Raw genomic sequence first — 14,822 nt, 5'->3', positions numbered from 1 at the left:
TGATATCCTTCACTTCTTCTCCATAACGCACTGCAGCGGATGCTGGTGCTTACGGGCGAAATCCATGACTTGCGTCACTTTTGTCTCAGCGACCTCGTAGGAATAAATCCCGCATTCCCCAACGCCGTGATGGTGAACATGGAGCATGATCCGGGTCGCCTCTTCCCTATTCTTCTGGAAGAAACTTTCCACGACATGAATCACGAACTCCATGGGCGTATAGTCGTCATTGAGGATCAGCACCCGATACAGACTCGGGCGCTTGGTAACCGTCTTGGTCCTGGTGACAACGACCGTTCCCGTGTCGCCATCGCCATCGTCAAAGTCAGCCCCGCCAGCCATTTTCAAGCTCATCGTCCTCAAATCAGTCAGTCAACTCCAGCTTACCAATCGCAGCCGCTGAGTAAAAGCCTCAACCAACGGCAGATCTGATTTTTGACTCAAAGCCAAATCGGACCTTAACGGCAGTTGCGAAAGTAAGCCGGAAACATACATTTGCGACCTTGCGCGAACCAAGACACAAACAGACACAAAAGTGAGCGCAGCCTTGGTGGCCCGCCTTCGTTTAAGGATGTAGGTCTCAAAAATTGAATTTAAAGAGCGCCAGTCCTGCTTCGGCGGCGCACGGCAAAAACCTGAAAACAAAAAAGAAAACCCGGCTCTTTCAAGCCGGGTTTCTTAAAAGTCATTGTCGCCAGGGTTACCTGGCAAACAGGTAAGGTCGCTTACTTGGACATTTTGCCCATGACGCCTTCGAAAGGCTTGTAAACGTCCTTGGACATGTCGGTGTACATTTCACCGAGCTTTGTCATTTCGCCGACGAAGCCTTCATAAGCGGTCTTGAAGTACTCGGACTGGGCCTCGAACGCCTTGTCCAGGGACTTGGAAGCTGCAACTTTTTCCACAGCTGCAGAGCCTTCTTCGAAAGACTTCTTCTGATAATCGGCAACTTCAGCGGCAATCGCCTGCATGCTCTTGGAAACAGAGCCGAGGCTTTCCATGGCGATATCCATGTTTTCTTTGCCGAGCTTCTGCATATCTTCGAAATTGTTCATCATTTTCCTGCCCTCATTCTGTCGACCTTGCAGTGCCCACATATATGCGCCGCATCAGGCCACCGCGGTCGATCGCATCAAGAGTTGACCTAACGGGAGGAATATCTCGCACCGCACAATGGATGTCAATATTTTTTTGCAATGCAATATATTTTTCAATATCACGCATAGGATGCAGACACTTAGGGCACACCACCTATAGCAAAAGAAAGAAAAGACAGAAATATGACAATTTTCGTTGGAACCGTCTACTCGCGACGGCGCTCATTTAACAAACAAGTAATCAAATAAATCAATGAATACGAAAAACTAGACATGGAATGTATTTAATGAGTGCACAAAAATGCACTTTCGATATCGTTTACTGTTCATTAATACTAATTTTAAGCTAATCTTTTTTGGGCTTTGGAGCAGTTTCATTTACTCATTCGTAACCGCGTTTCCATCAGATTGATCATCAAATCATCGGCAATCGAACGGGTTTCGCTCTGACAGTCAGGCTAACCTCTGGATCGGTTGCCGCAAATAGCGTGACCCAAAATGGGATTAGTAACTGTGTTTGGTATGCGTCTCCTCCGCGCCGTACGAAATCGAGCTCCCTGGTTCAGGGCTGTGGCAACCGCCGGGCTGATGGCCGCGATGGCCGTGCCAGCCGCGGCGAACTCGAAATACGCCGGCATCGTCGTCGACGCGAAAACCGGCAAGACGCTCTATTCGTCTTCTGCCGATGCCTACCGCTATCCAGCGTCCCTCACCAAGATCATGACGCTCTATGTTCTCTTTGAAGAGATGGAAGCAGGACGCTACTCGCTGAACTCGAAGCTCAAGGTTTCGAAATACGCAGCAGGTCGCCCGCCAACGAAACTGGGCCTGAAAGCCGGTTCCACGATCAAGGTTAAGGACGCCATTCTCGGGCTGGTGACAAAATCGGCAAATGACGCGTCGACGGTCATTGCCGAGAACATCAGCGGCTCCGAGCGCAACTTCGCGGAGCGCATGACCCGGACGGCACGCCAGCTCGGCATGTCCAAGACCACGTTCCGCAACCCTCACGGCCTTCCAAATTCCAAGCAGCGCACCACCGCACGTGACATGGCGACGCTGGGACGGGCCATCGAGGAACGCTTTCCCAAGTACTACAGCTACTTTGAGACACGGTCTTTCACCTACAAGGGCCGCCGCTACGGCAATCACAACAAGCTGCTCGGCCGCATCAAGGGCGTTGACGGCATCAAGACCGGCTACACCCGCGCATCCGGCTTCAATCTGACCGCGTCAGTGAAACGTGACGGCCGTCATATCGTCGCCGTCGTCATGGGTGGCAAGACTGGCCGCTCCCGCGACGCGCAGATGGTCAAGCTGATCAACCGCTACCTCAAGAAGGCCAGCCGTGGTCCGAAGACGGCCCCTGCCCTGGTGTCCCGCGGCATCGTGCCAGCCTTCCGCGCCGCTGATCTCAAGGCCGCACCGCTTCCAGCCTTGAAGCCTGGCAGCCAGGCTCCTGCAGCGACCGGTGCGCCCGTGGTTCTGGCACTCGCCAAGCCGGACGAGCCCAAGAATGATCCGACACACCTGGTGACCGGCACCATTCCTGTCCCGCCGAAAATGGTGAAGAGCCGTATGGCCAGCACTTTTGCGGTTGCTGGTCTCGCTCCGGTTCCCCAGCAAGCTCCTGCGAGCGATCTGGTCCGCGCGCCTGCCACAGCCCAACCGGTTGTGACCATGGTGAACGTGGCCCCAGTTCCTCAGCAAATGCCGGAAAAGGTCGCAGACACGGTGACGGTCGCGACCAGCGACACACCTGACCGCGCGCCCGGCTGGCAGGTGCAGATCGCAGCCGCGGAAAGTGAAACCGGCGCGATCGAGATGCTCAACAAGGCAAAGTCCCGCACCGGAAAGGCCCTGCGCAAGCGCGTGCCTTACACGGAACCGGTCGAGGCAAATGGCCAAACCCTTTACCGCGCAAGGTTCGTCGGTTTCGAAACCAAGACCGCCGCCTTAAGCGCCTGCAAGACCCTGAAGAAGGCGAAGTTCGCCTGCTATGCCATCTACCAGTAAAAGCGTAACGGATATCCTCAATGTCTTCTGAGAAGCCTGTCCTTAGCCTCGTTGAGTTTAGCAGCCAGGAAAGCGGTGCCCCCATGATCGGGGTGCAAGCGCTTCATGAGCCTGCGGTGCGCGGCTCTAATTTCCGCGTCCCCGGCATCGGGCGAAAGCCCCAGGACCTCGTAGGCCTCCTGATCTGTCATGGCGCCCGAGCTCGTCGCGCGTCCCTGCCGCTCTGTTCCATCCGCCTGGAAGTCTTCTCGCCAGCTGGAAAGCCTGCGGTCGAGGTAAGCTTCGACTAGGGAGCGGCTCTGGCCATCGGCCGCCGTTTCCTCCCAGAAGGTCTTGAGATCTTCGTCGCTAAGATCATCAAGACTGTGCCCGTCGAATTGACCGGCAAGAATGATCCCGCGCATGGCGCCGCTGTCATGGTCAAGTTCCATCTCGACCATGGCGGCCCTCACCTTGGAGATCTGGCCGCCGCTTGGCCGGCCGCCGCCTCGTCCTCCCGGTGAATTTCGCATTCCCAGCAACGTGAGACCGAATCCGGCAGCGCCAATGGCAAAGCCGAAACGGCCCGTCACCGCCAACAGAGCGGCCAGAAGAAGAAGGCCAATTCCGCCAGCCGTCTTCAGCTGGCGTGCAAGATCGGCGGGATTGGCCCGTACGAACCCGTTGCCGGCCAGAAGAAAAAACGCGAGCACGGCCAGGCCCAAAATCAGATAAATCATCCACCTACTTCATTTGTTCGATCAGCAACCGCGCACCTGCGTCGCCGCGTTTTTCCAGCGCCACCAGCGCGTCTCGACCACCCGATGCATAGACCGCAACAGCCTTCAGGAGCTCTGCAAGCTGCCTAGCCGCCCCGGCGTCGAACGACCCATAGGCACCGTTGGTCAGCCTCGCGATCTCGCGAAAGGCCTGTTCGGCCACCGGGTCGCGTCCCTCCTGAAACAGGAACATCGGTACGCCGAGAAGCCCGAGTTCACCAGCCCTTGCACAGAGCTGGTCCACATCCTCTTCCATGCAGTCGCCGACGTAGACAATCGCCGAGACCTTCTCCGCACGGGCCTCCTTGAGGCCAGACGCCAGCACCTTTCGGATCTGTGTCCGCCCACCCTGGCAGACGATCCGCGACATGGCCTTCGCCATTTCGTCGCCATGGCTGAACCATCTCGAGGATTTGCATTCGCCAAAACCGCGAAAATAGACAAGCTTGATTTCCAGCCCGGCGATCTTGTCAGCCTCGCGGAACATCTCCGCCTGGATGTGACAGGCCTGATCCCAGGTCGGTTGACGGCTCATCGTCGCATCAAGCGCAAAGATCAGCCGGCCGCTGGTTTGAGTGCGTTTCGCGGCAGATTCCAGGGATTTTGCCTGTTCCAGAAAGGCGGCAACCTCGGAAGCGCCCGAAACCGGCGTCACCGCTGCATCCGTTCGGGGAGTCTCAAGGTGAGATCCCTGTTTCCTGCGGTCTGTCGTGGGCGTTCGCCCTGCCATCTAGCTCTCCTGCCGAAGCATCCTGTCGTCCCTCAAACTTGGGTCGAAAGGTGCTGCTTGGCAAGCCGCATTCCGGTCCAGGCGTCAGGCGACCGGCGTAACGCGCTGGTTCATCCTGCTGCCACCGCGCAGATAGATCTCCGCTGCGATCAGATTGGGAACCCAGCATAGCCAGGCAATCGCTGTGTAAGCCGGATCGAACGGAAGACCAAAGACCATGGACAACGGCAGATAGACCCGCAAGGTCACGGCAGCGAAGGTCAGCGCAGCAGAGCGGATCATCCAACGCCGGTGCTGGACGAAATCACGTTTCCAGCCGGTCAAGAACCCAAGCCCGGTGACGATCAGCCAGATGACACCCAGAAGCGCGAATCCCGCAGCCGCGACTGGCCCCGCTTGCGTTGTGGCCGCCAATTGCAGGGCCGCAACGCCAGAGAGCGTAATCAGAAGGACATAGAAGCGCCCCGCCCATCGGTGCAGCTTTGGATAGCGCTTTCGCAACCGGCCATTCAGCTGAACCGGCAAGAGCGCGAGCGCCAGCGGCGCCACGGCGATATGGGCGTAGAGAAACCAGCGATTGTCAGGCAAGTGATGGGCCAGAAAATCCATCGAGGCCTGCACACCAAGCGGCACAAACCGGTAGGAGGCCAAGGCCACAAGAACGCAGAGAACTGCCGCAATCCAGGCAAGAACCATGAATGATCGAGAACCTATGGACATGCGCCTACTCCCCTTAACTTGACAGTGTCAAGATAAGGGGATGTTTGACACTGTCAAGTTGGATTGTAGACTCTTCGTCATGACCGATTCCAAGACATCCTCCGGCGCGACATCTCCCAGGCGCCGGGACGGCTCGCTGCGCAAAGACCTCGTTGAAGCCGGTATTTCCATTCTGCGAGACAAGGGTATCGAGGGGCTGAGCCTGCGCGAATGTGCGGCAAGGGCCGGCGTTTCACATGCCGCTCCCGCCTATCATTTCAAGAACTTGACCGGCCTTTACACGGCCATCTCGGCGCGCGGCTTCGAGCTTTTCTCAGAGTCCATGGACGCGAAACGTCAGGAAGCGGGACAAGGCCCACGAGACCAGTTGCTGGCGATCTGCGAAGGCTACCTGGACTTTGCCGTCGGACATCGCGAGCTGTTCCTGTTCATGTTTTCCGGTCAAGACATGGACCCGCAGAACCAGGATTTCGACACCGTTTCCTCAAGGGCCTATCAGATCCTGAGCGAGACCTGCGCCCCGTTCGTGGAGGCTGGCACCGATCCCGAAGAGATCGAACTCCTCGTCTGGTCTCTGGTGCACGGCTACACCCATCTGGCGATGGTCAACAAGAAGCGTCCCAAACACATCGGCACGGCCCTGCCCCTTTTGCCGGATCTCCTCAGACATCTGGATTTCCGCAACCGGACCTGACCGCCTCAAGCGCGCCTAGATCAGGCAGAGCTCGGAAAGTTCCTGGCGCATGCCATCGGGCATCTCGGCAGACGCGGCGACACCGCGAATGTCGGCAGGCGCATCCTCCGCCTTCAGATAGCGCCAGCCCTGAAACGGCCGCTTTGGCTGATACTGGGTCAGGATCAAACGCGGTTCCAGAACAAGGTCGCAGCGTTTGATCCCCGCCTCGTCCTTGAACGGACGGATGTCGATCAGGTGCTGGCGCACCTGGATGCGTCCCTTGATCACCCAGTAGAGCGACCCGCCATCCAGAAGCTCGTCCCTCCGGGTCGGCACCATTCGTGTGGTGTGCAGCTGCTCCAGCGGCTCGCCGGCCATCCGTTTTTGATCCAGGCGGAAATCCACCCAGGCCTGAAGACTTTCGACGCTGTCAGCGCCCACACACAGCTTCAACAGATGCAAGGTCATCCTTCTGACGTAGCAAGCTGCGGGGCAAGGTCAACGGTACGGCCCCGTTATTCACAGTTTGAAGTAAGACAGACTTGAAAGAAGAGGGCGAAGCGCGTTCTCATTTGGCCATGGATGTGTTCGTGACAGGCGGTACGGGAACAATAGGCAGCGCGGTGGTTCGGGAGCTCCGGGACCGCGGACACCACATTGTGGCCCTCGCACGATCCGAAGAAGCCAGCGCCCGGATCCGGGACGCCGGCGCGAGCCCCTTTCCCGGCGACCTCAGAGACCCGGCCGGCTGGACCGACCGGGCCATGTCCTGTGACGCCTTCATTCATGCAGGCGCCTCCTTTTCGGACAAGATGGCTGAGATTGACCGCAAGGCCATGCAGGCGGTCTTGCGCGCAGCCACCTTCCGCAAAAAACAGCTGCGGTTGATCTACACCGGCAACATCTGGCTCTACCCCGCCTCGCCCGAGGTCCCGCTCAGCGAAACGACTTCCTTCGATCCATTGCCCGCCCTGAGCTGGATGACCGGCCAGATCCGCTCCCTGCAGACCGCGCTCAATCTGAGCGTTTCGATCATCCACCCTTCTTTTGTCTGTTCGGCCAGGTCCGGGCCAATCGCCTACATGGCGCAGGCACTGCGTTCCGGAAAACCCTTCAAAACACGAGCCAGGCCGGACACGGTCTGGTCGCTCATTTCCGACGAGGACCTCGCCCGGCTGTATGCCGACGTGCTGGAGGGACGGAACTTCCGTTTGAGCCTGCTGGCAACGGCCCTGCCGGCCATAACGGTTCAGGAGATTGCCTCCTGGGTCGAGGCACGGCTTGGCGGCACGCTCAAGCTGAAAACAATAGCCGCTTCGGAGGATGTCGACCCGCGCCATGATCTGGACGCGGGACTTGCCCGCTCCCAGGCTGTCAGTGCGAACAAGGCCACCCGGCTACTGAAGTGGTCGCCGCAACTAGATACGATCGAAACCTTGGTCGACCATCTGCTGGCTGAAACAGAACCGGCAATTTAGATCCATTGCGATAACTATTCATCAGGACAGCCGTGGTACTAACTGGTTCATCTGTTTGATAGATCGAGATAGTTGTCCATGTTCCGGCCCCTCCTGGCACTCCTTGCCGCTGTTCTTCTTGCGCTCACCACAGGCCACTCACCTGCGTGGAGTGAAGCTCGCAAAAAAGATGTCGCAGTGGGGGATTTCAAGATCGTCAACACCGGCGGCTTTGTTGAGGAAGACGGCCTCCGGCGGTCTCTGGCGACCGACACCTCCATGGGAACGGTGAAGCTGTCACGTGTGCCGGGAACCAACGACATCCGGCTTGAGATCGGCGGCTCAAGCATTGAGCTGTTTTCCATGAAAAAGGGGCTGGCCACCTTCTTCTGGAACCCGGAGGACACGAACCTCCTTCATGGCAACGACATTCTCAATCTTGCGGCCAAGAACTCGCTTGAAGATGTCAGTGCCTGGGCGGCGCGGATCGATTGGCCGGATCTCGGCAAGGTCACCCTGGTGCTTTTCAACTACGACCCGGGCTCCTATGGCGGATTTCTGATCAGCAACCCGCCGGAGAAAACCGTTGTCAGGCAGATGGAGTTTCACCAGCTCCATGGCCCGCGGCATCGCGCCGACAATCTCTTCAACTACAACCGGCCCGAACACCGCCGGTAACGCAGCGCTCATGCGCGCAAACAAAAAGGGACGCGGTTTACCCGCGCCCCTCATTCAAAACCTGTCTGCCGGGTTCAGTTTGCAGTAGCGACCGCTTGTTGGGCGCTTTCCACGTCGTTGAACAACACCAGCATCGCAAGTGCGCCTCCAAGAGCAAGCACCGTCCAAACGGTTACGCCCCAGCAGGACTTCTGTACGTTTTCGTCCATGAAAACCCTTTGACTGAACATAGGTCATTCTCGGGAGGGAGAATGTGACCTCATTGAGGCAAGCAGTTAATGGATCCCTAATCAAACCACAAGGGTAAAAAATCGTCAGCAGGCCTGCATTTTTCGCAATGCACAAAAGACGCTATATTTTGCAATGAATTAGGCACCGCTGGCATGATCCAGACAGCTGCGCTAAACAGGGTAAAACCTCCGCAGACATGTCATCTGCCTGTCACGAACGACCATGAACAGGACGCCAATGCACATCCTTTCGCTCCAAGATCTTCTGGCAGCCGGCTGGTTTCTCTTCGCTTGGTTTGGTTTCAATCTCCTGATCGACCTGAGCCCCTTGCGCAAGCACACCCTGTCGGCCGCTATGGAAAGCTACCGCCGCGCCTGGATGGAAACCATGACCACCCGCCAGGTGAGGATCATGGACACGGCAATCATGACAGGCCTGCAGCAAGGAACCGCATTCTTCGCCTCCACCGCCCTACTGGCGATCGGCGGTTGTTTCACGCTTCTGGACGCAACGGACACGATCCTGAAAGTCGCCGGCGACCTCTCCATACCCATCGATCAAAGCCGCGCGCTCTGGGAGATCAAGGTGCTCGGCCTGATGCTGATCCTGGCCTATGCGTTCTTCAAGTTTGGCTGGGCCTATCGCCTGTTCAACTATTCCTCGATCATCATGGGGAGCGTGCCCGAAGCCAGCCACGCCGGCTCCGAGGACATTCTCCGCATCGCCAGACAGGCCGCCGAGCTGAACGTTCTGGCCGGCGGGCATTTCAACCGCGGACAGCGTGCCTTCTTCTTCGCAATTGCCTTCCTTGGATGGTTTGCAGGACCGATCTTCTTCGGCGTGACAACCCTCGCCGTCCTGATCGTGCTGCTGCGCCGTCAGTTCGCTTCCAGGTCGCGCAGCACGGTGCTGTCGGGGCACCACTTGTCGGAGCCCGTGACGGACAAGGACGGTGAATACACCGAGACCGGATCGTCGAACCCCTTCACCTGATACTGGCCATAAAGGCCTGAGCGGCAGCCCATGATCTCGGCGATTGCATCTGACACCAGCACCTCGACATTGAGGTCCTTGGCCAGTTCTGCAATCCGGGAGGCCAGGTTGACCACCGGACCAATGACCGTGAAATCGAGGCGATTCTCGCCGCCGACATTGCCAAAGAAGACGTCTCCTGCGTGAAGGGCGATGCCCACACTCATCTGGGGCGTCTCACCACAGGTCTTTAGCTCGTTGATCTCATTGATCTTTTCTGTGGTTTCACGCGCAGCCATGAGGGCCCGTCGCGCAGCATCCGCAGCTTCCGCAGGCGTCTCATAGGGAAAGATCGCCATCACTTCATCGCCAATGAACTTGAGCACCTCGCCGCCATGGGCTTCCACGGCGGAGGTCATGGCACCGAAGTACTTGTTCAGGAAGACGATCAGCTTGTCTGCCGGCAACGTGTTGGAGATCCGCGAAAACCCGCGCAGATCGGCAAAGCTGACCACGGCTGAGATCCACTCCCCGTCGCCGCGCGCGACGGTGCCGTTGAGGACGCGCCCGCCAGCCCGTGGACCCACATAGGTGTCCAGCAGCGTTTCCGCTGTCCGACGCAGGGTGCTCAACTCACAGACAATCGCAAGCGGGCGAATGATGGAATCGAAAACGCCCACATGCGCCGCCGTGAAACCGCCCTCCGCCTTGGTGGCGAAGCTCAAGGCCTTCACCGACCCGTCTGAAAACGGCATCGGCAGGGCGATATAGTCCGTATAGCCTTCCTCACGCAGGTCCGGAACGATCCCGAACTCGCCCGCCTGAGGCTCGGGTGTGATCGGCACGTGGACGGATCTTTTCTCCTCATAGACGACCTTCAGCGGGCTGTTCTCATAGCGCTCGTCAAGCTCGTCGCTCGCAAGATAGCGCCGGAGCTCGCGTGTGCCGTCAGCGTCCCAGACAGCCGCTTCTGCCCGCACATTGGGATGAAGCAGCATGATGCCTGTCGTGATCCGGTCCACGGGAATGCCACCGGCGCGCAAACGCTGCGCCAGCTCTTCAACCAACTCAAGACTGTCTTCTCGTCCAACGGCATCGCTGTAGAGCCATTGAACGATATCCGCCGCAACGAGCGGTGCTTCGAGTACCATGGACCCGCTTCCTCATTTTCTCACATATCACCAATATGGGGACTGCAGGCGTTTAAGAAAAGAGGTTGCTTTTGCCAGTCTCGCACCAAAAACGGATCCCTGTGCTCAAACGGGCTCCGGCGCTGGAAAGAGCGCAGACGTTCGGCCGCTCACCCAATAGACGGCAAGGCCGATCCATTCCCGCGCGGCGATATCGAACCGCTTGAGGCCGTTGGACACCCCGGAAAAGCCAAGTTTTGTGTCTTCCCAACCCCTTGTGCGCCAGTCGACAGGATAGGCGACAAGCCCCGTCCAACCGACCTTGCGAAAGACGCCGATCGACCTTGGCATGTGATAGGCCGAAGTCACCAGCAGCCATTTCTGACCTGGTTCCGGGTTGATCAACCTTTTGGTGAACAGTGCGTTTTGGTAGGTATTGCGCGACTTGTCCTCAAGGATCACCCTGTCTGACGGCAGGCCGAAATCCTCGAAAAGCGCTGACGCGCCATCGGCTTCGCTCGCCTTGGCTGGTGTCAAAAGGCCATGCCCGCCCGTGTGGATGATCGGGACATCGGGAAACTGCCGTGCCAGCCGCGGCACGATGGTCAGCCGTTCCGCCGCCGACGTCAGCGCCGGTGCCTTTCTCTCCCCCATCACAATCGTGTCGAGCGACCCGCCCAGCACGATGATTCCATCGATATCAAGCTGCCCTTCGGGACGGGGGAACCGCTCTTCCAGCGGCAAGATCAACACGTTGGCCGCGGGCGACAGGCCGCAGACCGCCAACCCGAGCAGCGACAGGCCGCACAGCCACCGCCCGAAACGCGACCATCGGCTCCACAGAAGAACCGCCCCGAGACCCCCGAAAAAGACCAGCGCATTCGAGGGCTGAATGAAAAAGAAACCGATTTTCGAAAGAACAAAAAACATGCCGCTTGCCATTTGGGACTGAAGAAGAGAGACAGAAACCTCTTTAAGGGAGAATGCCGTGCTGGGCCGCTTTTATCTCATTGTCGACAGCCATCATTGGCTCGAGCGCCTCTGCCCGCAAGGTTTGCGGCTGGCGCAACTTCGGATCAAGGACAAAACGCCTTCAGAGCTGACGGACGAGATTTCTCGCTCCCTTGCCGTCGCGCGGGCACAAGGCTGTACGCTGGTGGTCAACGATCATTGGCAGGCCGCAATAGATACAGGCGCGGAGTGGCTGCACCTTGGCCAGGAGGATCTGGACATGGTGGACATCAAGGCCGTTCGCAAGGCCGGGCTCAAACTCGGACTGTCCACGCATACGGAAGAGGAATTGGACCGCGCCCTGACATACGACCCGGACTATGTCGCGCTTGGACCCATTTTTCCCGCCCGTGGCAAACAGGTCGACTATGCCCCGCAGGGCATTGCGCGTCTTGGCAGCTGGAAAGCCCGCCTCTCCTGCCCGCTCATCGCGATTGGCGGTATTCGGCTTGAACATGCCGACGAGATCTATGCAGCCGGTGCCGACAGCATCTGCGTCATCACGGATGTTCTTGCGGACGCTGACCCGGAGGACCGCTGCCGCAAATGGGTCGAAGCGGCAGGATCTGCTCGATCCTGAGCGTCTCGCAGGAAGGCAGCGACTGAAACCTTATTGTCGCTAAAGCCTTGAACCGTGACCAGTATCACAATTCACAATTCGGCTTTGCCCCATGCTGAGCTTGTTCGTTCAACATGAATTCGGGGCAATGAAATGACTTTATACATGAGGCTCGGGGGACGTCCGGCCATCGTTGATGCGGTAGAACGCCTCTCCAGCCGACTGAGCCATGACACCAGCTTCTGCGACGCGGCGAAGGAGCTTCCCGAAATCTGGCGGGAGGATTTCTCGGAGTTTCTGATTTTCCTGTCCGGGGGCGCGCCCTTTTACGACAGCAGCCCCATCAGCACATTGCTTTCGCCGCTGTGCCCGACCGATGAAGCCTTCGATGTTCTTGTGGACCATCTGGCAGCTGTTCTCATCGGCAGAACCCGGTCTGTCAGGCTGGAAGCGGAAATGCGGCTGATGATGGAGCACGTACGGCCCTATATCGTATCGGACGGCGCCGCCGGAAATGCCTCTGGTGCAACACTTTCCCAGGCATCCAACGCCGTCGCCTGATCAGCGATCTCTTGAGTGTCCGCACAACGAAAAACGCCGGTGCTTGAAGCACCGGCGTTTTGCAATTTCCAGGTCTGTCGTAACCCTCAGTATCAGCCGAGTTCGCTGACGTTGGTCACAACCTTGCCAACCAGACCGTACTCGATGCCCTCTTGCGGGCTCATCCAGTAGTCACGATCGGTGTCTTTTTCGATCCGCTCGATCGGCTGACCGGTTGCATCGGCAAACATCTGGTTGAGGCGATCACGCATCTTGATGATCTCCTTGGCCTGAATTTCGATGTCGGTCGCCATGCCGCCGGCTCCACCGGACGGTTGATGCAGCAGGAAGCGGGTGTTCGGTGTGCAGAAACGCATTTCCTTGGGCACCGAAATATAAATCAGAGCACCGGCACTCGCGACCCAGCCCATGCCAAGCATGCGGACATCCGGCGAGATGAACTTGATCGTGTCGTGGATCATGTCACCTGATTCCACGTGGCCGCCCGGAGACGACACGATCACGGTGATCGGATCATTGGACACCTGGGCCAGGGCCAGAAGACGCGCGCACACATCTTTGGCCATTTCCTGGGTCACGCCACCGGTGATCAGGACGGTGCGGGCATCGAAGAGGTGCTTGTCGACCTGAATCGACTGCTGGCTCTTTGCTTTGTCCTCTTCCTCGTCATCGAGGCGGGCTGGCACCGTTGTTGAATAGTTTTTCATGCGCAGGATAGGCTCCGTTGACTGTTTGCCGGCGTTGCCACCAGCAGGTTCTTACCCTTGTTTATGCGAAGCAGACGCTTGTCGCAAATCCCATGGCTCTTCATACGCGAAAAAGAGTTATCAGATCCGCAACAGGAGATTGCGATCTTTCAGTTCAGTCTCCCGGCCCCGATCGGCCGGACATCAACTTGCGCTCCTTTCCGACAAACACATGCCAGATCAGCGCCAGCGCGAATGGCAGGGATGGCCACACGAACCAGAGCGTCGACAGGCCGCTGGTCAGAAGATTGAGCACGAAAAAGAAACCGATCATGAAGACACAGCTCCGGATCCGTTTCGGTTGGCGCCGCAGCCAGTTGCGCGCCTGTTCAAAGCCATTTGCAAACGCCTGGGTGTCCGCCCCAAGCTGAGGATCGGCCTGTTGCCGGGCCGTCTCTTCCCCGTCTTGCGAGGGCGTCTCATGAGGCGCGGGCTCATTGCGTCCGCCCAAACGGACGGAAAATGCCTCGACCGGCTCACTGACGTTCTTGATTGTCTGCGGTCCGACACTTTCAAACCCGAGCGCCAGCTTGCTGCGGACCTGGTCATGGACCGACTGGCTCAGCATGACGCCGCCGGTCGGTGCAAGCTCCTGCAGCCTTGCGGCCACATTCACGCCATCGCCGTAGATGTCATCGCCCTCGACCATGATGTCGCCGAGATTGATCCCGATGCGAAAATCCATGCGGGCCGCTTGCGGCAGATCAGCGTTGCGAAGGGAGAGTTCGTTCTGAATGTCGACCGCGCATTGCACGGCTTCGACGACACTGGAAAACTCGATGATGACCGCATCGCCCCAGGTGTTGACGATCCGGCCGTGATGGCGTTCGGTCAGCCCGCTCATGATGCTGCGGTAGGATTTCAGCCGGTCCAGGGTCCCGTCTTCATCCCGTTCCATCAGCCGCGAATAATGCGCCACATCGGCACACATTACGGCAGCCAGACGCCGCCTTGCCCGTTCCATGCCGAGTTCCCGTTGTTCCACCCCCTTAAGGAATGGGATCGCCGCGCCAAAATTGCAACAGCAGACGTGTCTGAAACGTCCAAAAGTGTCCCGCCGCGCTATCGTGCCTCTTCAGACAGCCGGCGCAAAACCAACATGGCTTCAACGGCTTGGGCTTCGGGCACGAAGATATGGTCGTGAAAATAGCCCGCCACCACATTCGCCGAGATGCCGTGCCGGGTCAAAGCCGCAGCGAAGGCCGCCGTCAGACCGACCGCCTCGAGGCTCGAATGGATGGTCAGCGTGATCCTCTGAAACCTGGGCGGCGCGTCTTGGCCAAGCGCCGTCGCTGATGCGAGCGGCAAAATGGCTGTCACCCCTTCCGCCTCCGCGATGAGAGCGACCGGATCATGGCTCGCAAGTTGTGCGAAGGACATGTCGGAAAAGCAGCAGAACACGTAAGGCTCAGGATCCAGCTCCGGCCGCATGGTCGAAAGCAGTCGTTGCAGATCCAGTTCGCCGTTCATCCCGCTCTCC

General features: G+C 58.4%; 19 protein-coding genes. 7 read left to right on the top strand and 12 right to left on the bottom strand.

All coding sequences use genetic code 11. From position 1 onward, the window contains the following. Positions 1 to 9 precede the first annotated feature (9 nt). Both clpS and IG617_RS04210 read right to left on the bottom strand, forming a co-directional pair. A complete protein-coding gene (clpS, locus tag IG617_RS04215; RefSeq protein ID WP_192107666.1) occupies positions 10 to 342 on the bottom strand; it encodes an ATP-dependent Clp protease adapter ClpS in 333 nt (110 codons plus the stop codon). 383 nt (positions 343 to 725) lie between these two features. Beyond that, positions 726 to 1,058 carry a phasin family protein gene (locus IG617_RS04210; protein ID WP_192107665.1) on the bottom strand — a complete coding sequence of 111 codons (333 nt, stop codon included), beginning with the start codon at positions 1,056 to 1,058 and terminating at the stop codon, positions 726 to 728. Positions 1,059 to 1,685: 627 nt separating this feature from the next. Between IG617_RS04210 and IG617_RS04205 the strand changes: the two genes are divergently transcribed. After that, positions 1,686 to 3,113, top strand: coding sequence for a serine hydrolase (locus tag IG617_RS04205; protein WP_254170459.1), 1,428 nt, complete (start codon positions 1,686 to 1,688; stop codon positions 3,111 to 3,113). 17 nt (positions 3,114 to 3,130) lie between these two features. Here IG617_RS04205 and IG617_RS04200 read toward each other — a convergent pair whose 3' ends face one another. The 3 genes from IG617_RS04200 to IG617_RS04190 all read right to left on the bottom strand — a co-directional run bounded on the left by IG617_RS04200 (position 3,131) and on the right by IG617_RS04190 (position 5,321). Further along, positions 3,131 to 3,832 carry a DnaJ domain-containing protein gene (locus IG617_RS04200; RefSeq protein ID WP_192107664.1) on the bottom strand — a complete coding sequence of 234 codons (702 nt, stop codon included), beginning with the start codon at positions 3,830 to 3,832 and terminating at the stop codon, positions 3,131 to 3,133. Between the two features lie 4 nt (positions 3,833 to 3,836). Further along, the gene (locus IG617_RS04195; protein ID WP_192107662.1) at positions 3,837 to 4,601 is read right to left on the bottom strand and encodes a vWA domain-containing protein; all 765 of its coding nucleotides are present in this window, start codon (positions 4,599 to 4,601) and stop codon (positions 3,837 to 3,839) included. Between the two features lie 84 nt (positions 4,602 to 4,685). Next, the gene (locus IG617_RS04190) at positions 4,686 to 5,321 is read right to left on the bottom strand and encodes a DUF2306 domain-containing protein (RefSeq protein ID WP_209008263.1); all 636 of its coding nucleotides are present in this window, start codon (positions 5,319 to 5,321) and stop codon (positions 4,686 to 4,688) included. A gap of 79 nt (positions 5,322 to 5,400) precedes the next feature. On the opposite strand from IG617_RS04190, the gene IG617_RS04185 reads away from it, so the two are divergent. After that, positions 5,401 to 6,015 carry a TetR/AcrR family transcriptional regulator gene (locus IG617_RS04185; protein WP_192107660.1) on the top strand — a complete coding sequence of 205 codons (615 nt, stop codon included), beginning with the start codon at positions 5,401 to 5,403 and terminating at the stop codon, positions 6,013 to 6,015. A 15-nt stretch (positions 6,016 to 6,030) separates the two neighbouring features. Here IG617_RS04185 and IG617_RS04180 read toward each other — a convergent pair whose 3' ends face one another. Further along, the gene (locus IG617_RS04180) at positions 6,031 to 6,465 is read right to left on the bottom strand and encodes a DUF1489 family protein (RefSeq protein ID WP_192107658.1); all 435 of its coding nucleotides are present in this window, start codon (positions 6,463 to 6,465) and stop codon (positions 6,031 to 6,033) included. Between the two features lie 122 nt (positions 6,466 to 6,587). Here IG617_RS04180 and IG617_RS04175 point away from each other — a divergent pair, with 122 nt between their 5' ends. Both IG617_RS04175 and IG617_RS04170 read left to right on the top strand, forming a co-directional pair. After that, positions 6,588 to 7,475, top strand: coding sequence for an NAD-dependent epimerase/dehydratase family protein (locus IG617_RS04175; RefSeq protein ID WP_192107656.1), 888 nt, complete (start codon positions 6,588 to 6,590; stop codon positions 7,473 to 7,475). Positions 7,476 to 7,553: 78 nt separating this feature from the next. Continuing rightward, positions 7,554 to 8,132: a hypothetical protein gene (locus tag IG617_RS04170; RefSeq protein ID WP_192107654.1), complete on the top strand. Its 579-nt coding sequence runs from the start codon at positions 7,554 to 7,556 to the stop codon at positions 8,130 to 8,132. 74 nt (positions 8,133 to 8,206) lie between these two features. On the opposite strand, the gene IG617_RS21780 is transcribed toward IG617_RS04170, so the two are convergent. Continuing rightward, positions 8,207 to 8,341: a hypothetical protein gene (locus IG617_RS21780; protein WP_274611761.1), complete on the bottom strand. Its 135-nt coding sequence runs from the start codon at positions 8,339 to 8,341 to the stop codon at positions 8,207 to 8,209. A gap of 244 nt (positions 8,342 to 8,585) precedes the next feature. Between IG617_RS21780 and IG617_RS04165 the strand changes: the two genes are divergently transcribed. Further along, positions 8,586 to 9,356 carry a DUF599 domain-containing protein gene (locus tag IG617_RS04165; protein WP_254170437.1) on the top strand — a complete coding sequence of 257 codons (771 nt, stop codon included), beginning with the start codon at positions 8,586 to 8,588 and terminating at the stop codon, positions 9,354 to 9,356. Here IG617_RS04165 and IG617_RS04160 read toward each other — a convergent pair. Further along, complete coding sequence (locus IG617_RS04160) at positions 9,242 to 10,486, bottom strand: adenylate/guanylate cyclase domain-containing protein (RefSeq protein WP_192107652.1); 1,245 nt, start codon at positions 10,484 to 10,486, stop codon at positions 9,242 to 9,244. The two genes, IG617_RS04165 and IG617_RS04160, sit on opposite strands and share 115 nt — an antisense overlap. A gap of 105 nt (positions 10,487 to 10,591) precedes the next feature. Continuing rightward, positions 10,592 to 11,395, bottom strand: a complete 804-nt coding sequence (locus IG617_RS04155; RefSeq protein ID WP_192107649.1) for a YdcF family protein — start codon at positions 11,393 to 11,395, stop codon at positions 10,592 to 10,594. A 58-nt stretch (positions 11,396 to 11,453) separates the two neighbouring features. Between IG617_RS04155 and IG617_RS04150 the strand changes: the two genes are divergently transcribed. Together IG617_RS04150 and IG617_RS04145 are read left to right on the top strand one after the other, a co-directional pair. Continuing rightward, positions 11,454 to 12,056 (top strand): thiamine phosphate synthase, encoded by a 603-nt coding sequence (locus IG617_RS04150; protein ID WP_192107647.1) that lies wholly within the window; start codon positions 11,454 to 11,456, stop codon positions 12,054 to 12,056. A gap of 132 nt (positions 12,057 to 12,188) precedes the next feature. Then, positions 12,189 to 12,596 carry a globin family protein gene (locus IG617_RS04145; RefSeq protein ID WP_192107645.1) on the top strand — a complete coding sequence of 136 codons (408 nt, stop codon included), beginning with the start codon at positions 12,189 to 12,191 and terminating at the stop codon, positions 12,594 to 12,596. A 92-nt stretch (positions 12,597 to 12,688) separates the two neighbouring features. Here the strand turns inward: IG617_RS04145 and IG617_RS04140 are convergent, their stop codons facing one another. The 3 genes from IG617_RS04140 to IG617_RS04130 form a co-directional block, all read right to left on the bottom strand. After that, the gene (locus IG617_RS04140) at positions 12,689 to 13,303 is read right to left on the bottom strand and encodes an ATP-dependent Clp protease proteolytic subunit (protein ID WP_192107643.1); all 615 of its coding nucleotides are present in this window, start codon (positions 13,301 to 13,303) and stop codon (positions 12,689 to 12,691) included. Positions 13,304 to 13,457: 154 nt separating this feature from the next. Further along, positions 13,458 to 14,306, bottom strand: a complete 849-nt coding sequence (locus IG617_RS04135; protein ID WP_192107640.1) for an adenylate/guanylate cyclase domain-containing protein — start codon at positions 14,304 to 14,306, stop codon at positions 13,458 to 13,460. A 98-nt stretch (positions 14,307 to 14,404) separates the two neighbouring features. Beyond that, positions 14,405 to 14,812 (bottom strand): ACT domain-containing protein, encoded by a 408-nt coding sequence (locus IG617_RS04130; protein ID WP_192107638.1) that lies wholly within the window; start codon positions 14,810 to 14,812, stop codon positions 14,405 to 14,407. Positions 14,813 to 14,822: the final 10 nt, after the last annotated feature.

Origin of the sequence: Roseibium polysiphoniae (assembly GCF_014842925.1) — a bacterium.
Classification (GTDB): domain Bacteria; phylum Pseudomonadota; class Alphaproteobacteria; order Rhizobiales; family Stappiaceae; genus Roseibium; species Roseibium polysiphoniae.
Note: the sequence above shows the minus strand (reverse complement) of the source record. Positions and strands in the feature narration are given on the sequence as shown.

What these genes read in the sequence shown, in the direction of transcription:
- clpS (WP_192107666.1), bottom strand. Translation starts at nt 342, where the DNA reads ATGGCTGGCGGGGCTGACTTTGACGATGGCGATGGCGACACGGGAACG.
- IG617_RS04210 (WP_192107665.1), bottom strand. Translation starts at nt 1,058, where the DNA reads ATGATGAACAATTTCGAAGATATGCAGAAGCTCGGCAAAGAAAACATG.
- IG617_RS04205 (WP_254170459.1), top strand. Translation starts at nt 1,686, where the DNA reads ATGGCCGCGATGGCCGTGCCAGCCGCGGCGAACTCGAAATACGCCGGC.
- IG617_RS04200 (WP_192107664.1), bottom strand. Translation starts at nt 3,832, where the DNA reads ATGATTTATCTGATTTTGGGCCTGGCCGTGCTCGCGTTTTTTCTTCTG.
- IG617_RS04195 (WP_192107662.1), bottom strand. Translation starts at nt 4,601, where the DNA reads ATGGCAGGGCGAACGCCCACGACAGACCGCAGGAAACAGGGATCTCAC.
- IG617_RS04190 (WP_209008263.1), bottom strand. Translation starts at nt 5,321, where the DNA reads ATGTCCATAGGTTCTCGATCATTCATGGTTCTTGCCTGGATTGCGGCA.
- IG617_RS04185 (WP_192107660.1), top strand. Translation starts at nt 5,401, where the DNA reads ATGACCGATTCCAAGACATCCTCCGGCGCGACATCTCCCAGGCGCCGG.
- IG617_RS04180 (WP_192107658.1), bottom strand. Translation starts at nt 6,465, where the DNA reads ATGACCTTGCATCTGTTGAAGCTGTGTGTGGGCGCTGACAGCGTCGAA.
- IG617_RS04170 (WP_192107654.1), top strand. Translation starts at nt 7,554, where the DNA reads ATGTTCCGGCCCCTCCTGGCACTCCTTGCCGCTGTTCTTCTTGCGCTC.
- IG617_RS21780 (WP_274611761.1), bottom strand. Translation starts at nt 8,341, where the DNA reads ATGGACGAAAACGTACAGAAGTCCTGCTGGGGCGTAACCGTTTGGACG.
- IG617_RS04165 (WP_254170437.1), top strand. Translation starts at nt 8,586, where the DNA reads ATGAACAGGACGCCAATGCACATCCTTTCGCTCCAAGATCTTCTGGCA.
- IG617_RS04160 (WP_192107652.1), bottom strand. Translation starts at nt 10,486, where the DNA reads ATGGTACTCGAAGCACCGCTCGTTGCGGCGGATATCGTTCAATGGCTC.
- IG617_RS04155 (WP_192107649.1), bottom strand. Translation starts at nt 11,395, where the DNA reads ATGTTTTTTGTTCTTTCGAAAATCGGTTTCTTTTTCATTCAGCCCTCG.
- IG617_RS04145 (WP_192107645.1), top strand. Translation starts at nt 12,189, where the DNA reads ATGACTTTATACATGAGGCTCGGGGGACGTCCGGCCATCGTTGATGCG.
- IG617_RS04140 (WP_192107643.1), bottom strand. Translation starts at nt 13,303, where the DNA reads ATGAAAAACTATTCAACAACGGTGCCAGCCCGCCTCGATGACGAGGAA.
- IG617_RS04135 (WP_192107640.1), bottom strand. Translation starts at nt 14,306, where the DNA reads ATGGAACGGGCAAGGCGGCGTCTGGCTGCCGTAATGTGTGCCGATGTG.
- IG617_RS04130 (WP_192107638.1), bottom strand. Translation starts at nt 14,812, where the DNA reads ATGAACGGCGAACTGGATCTGCAACGACTGCTTTCGACCATGCGGCCG.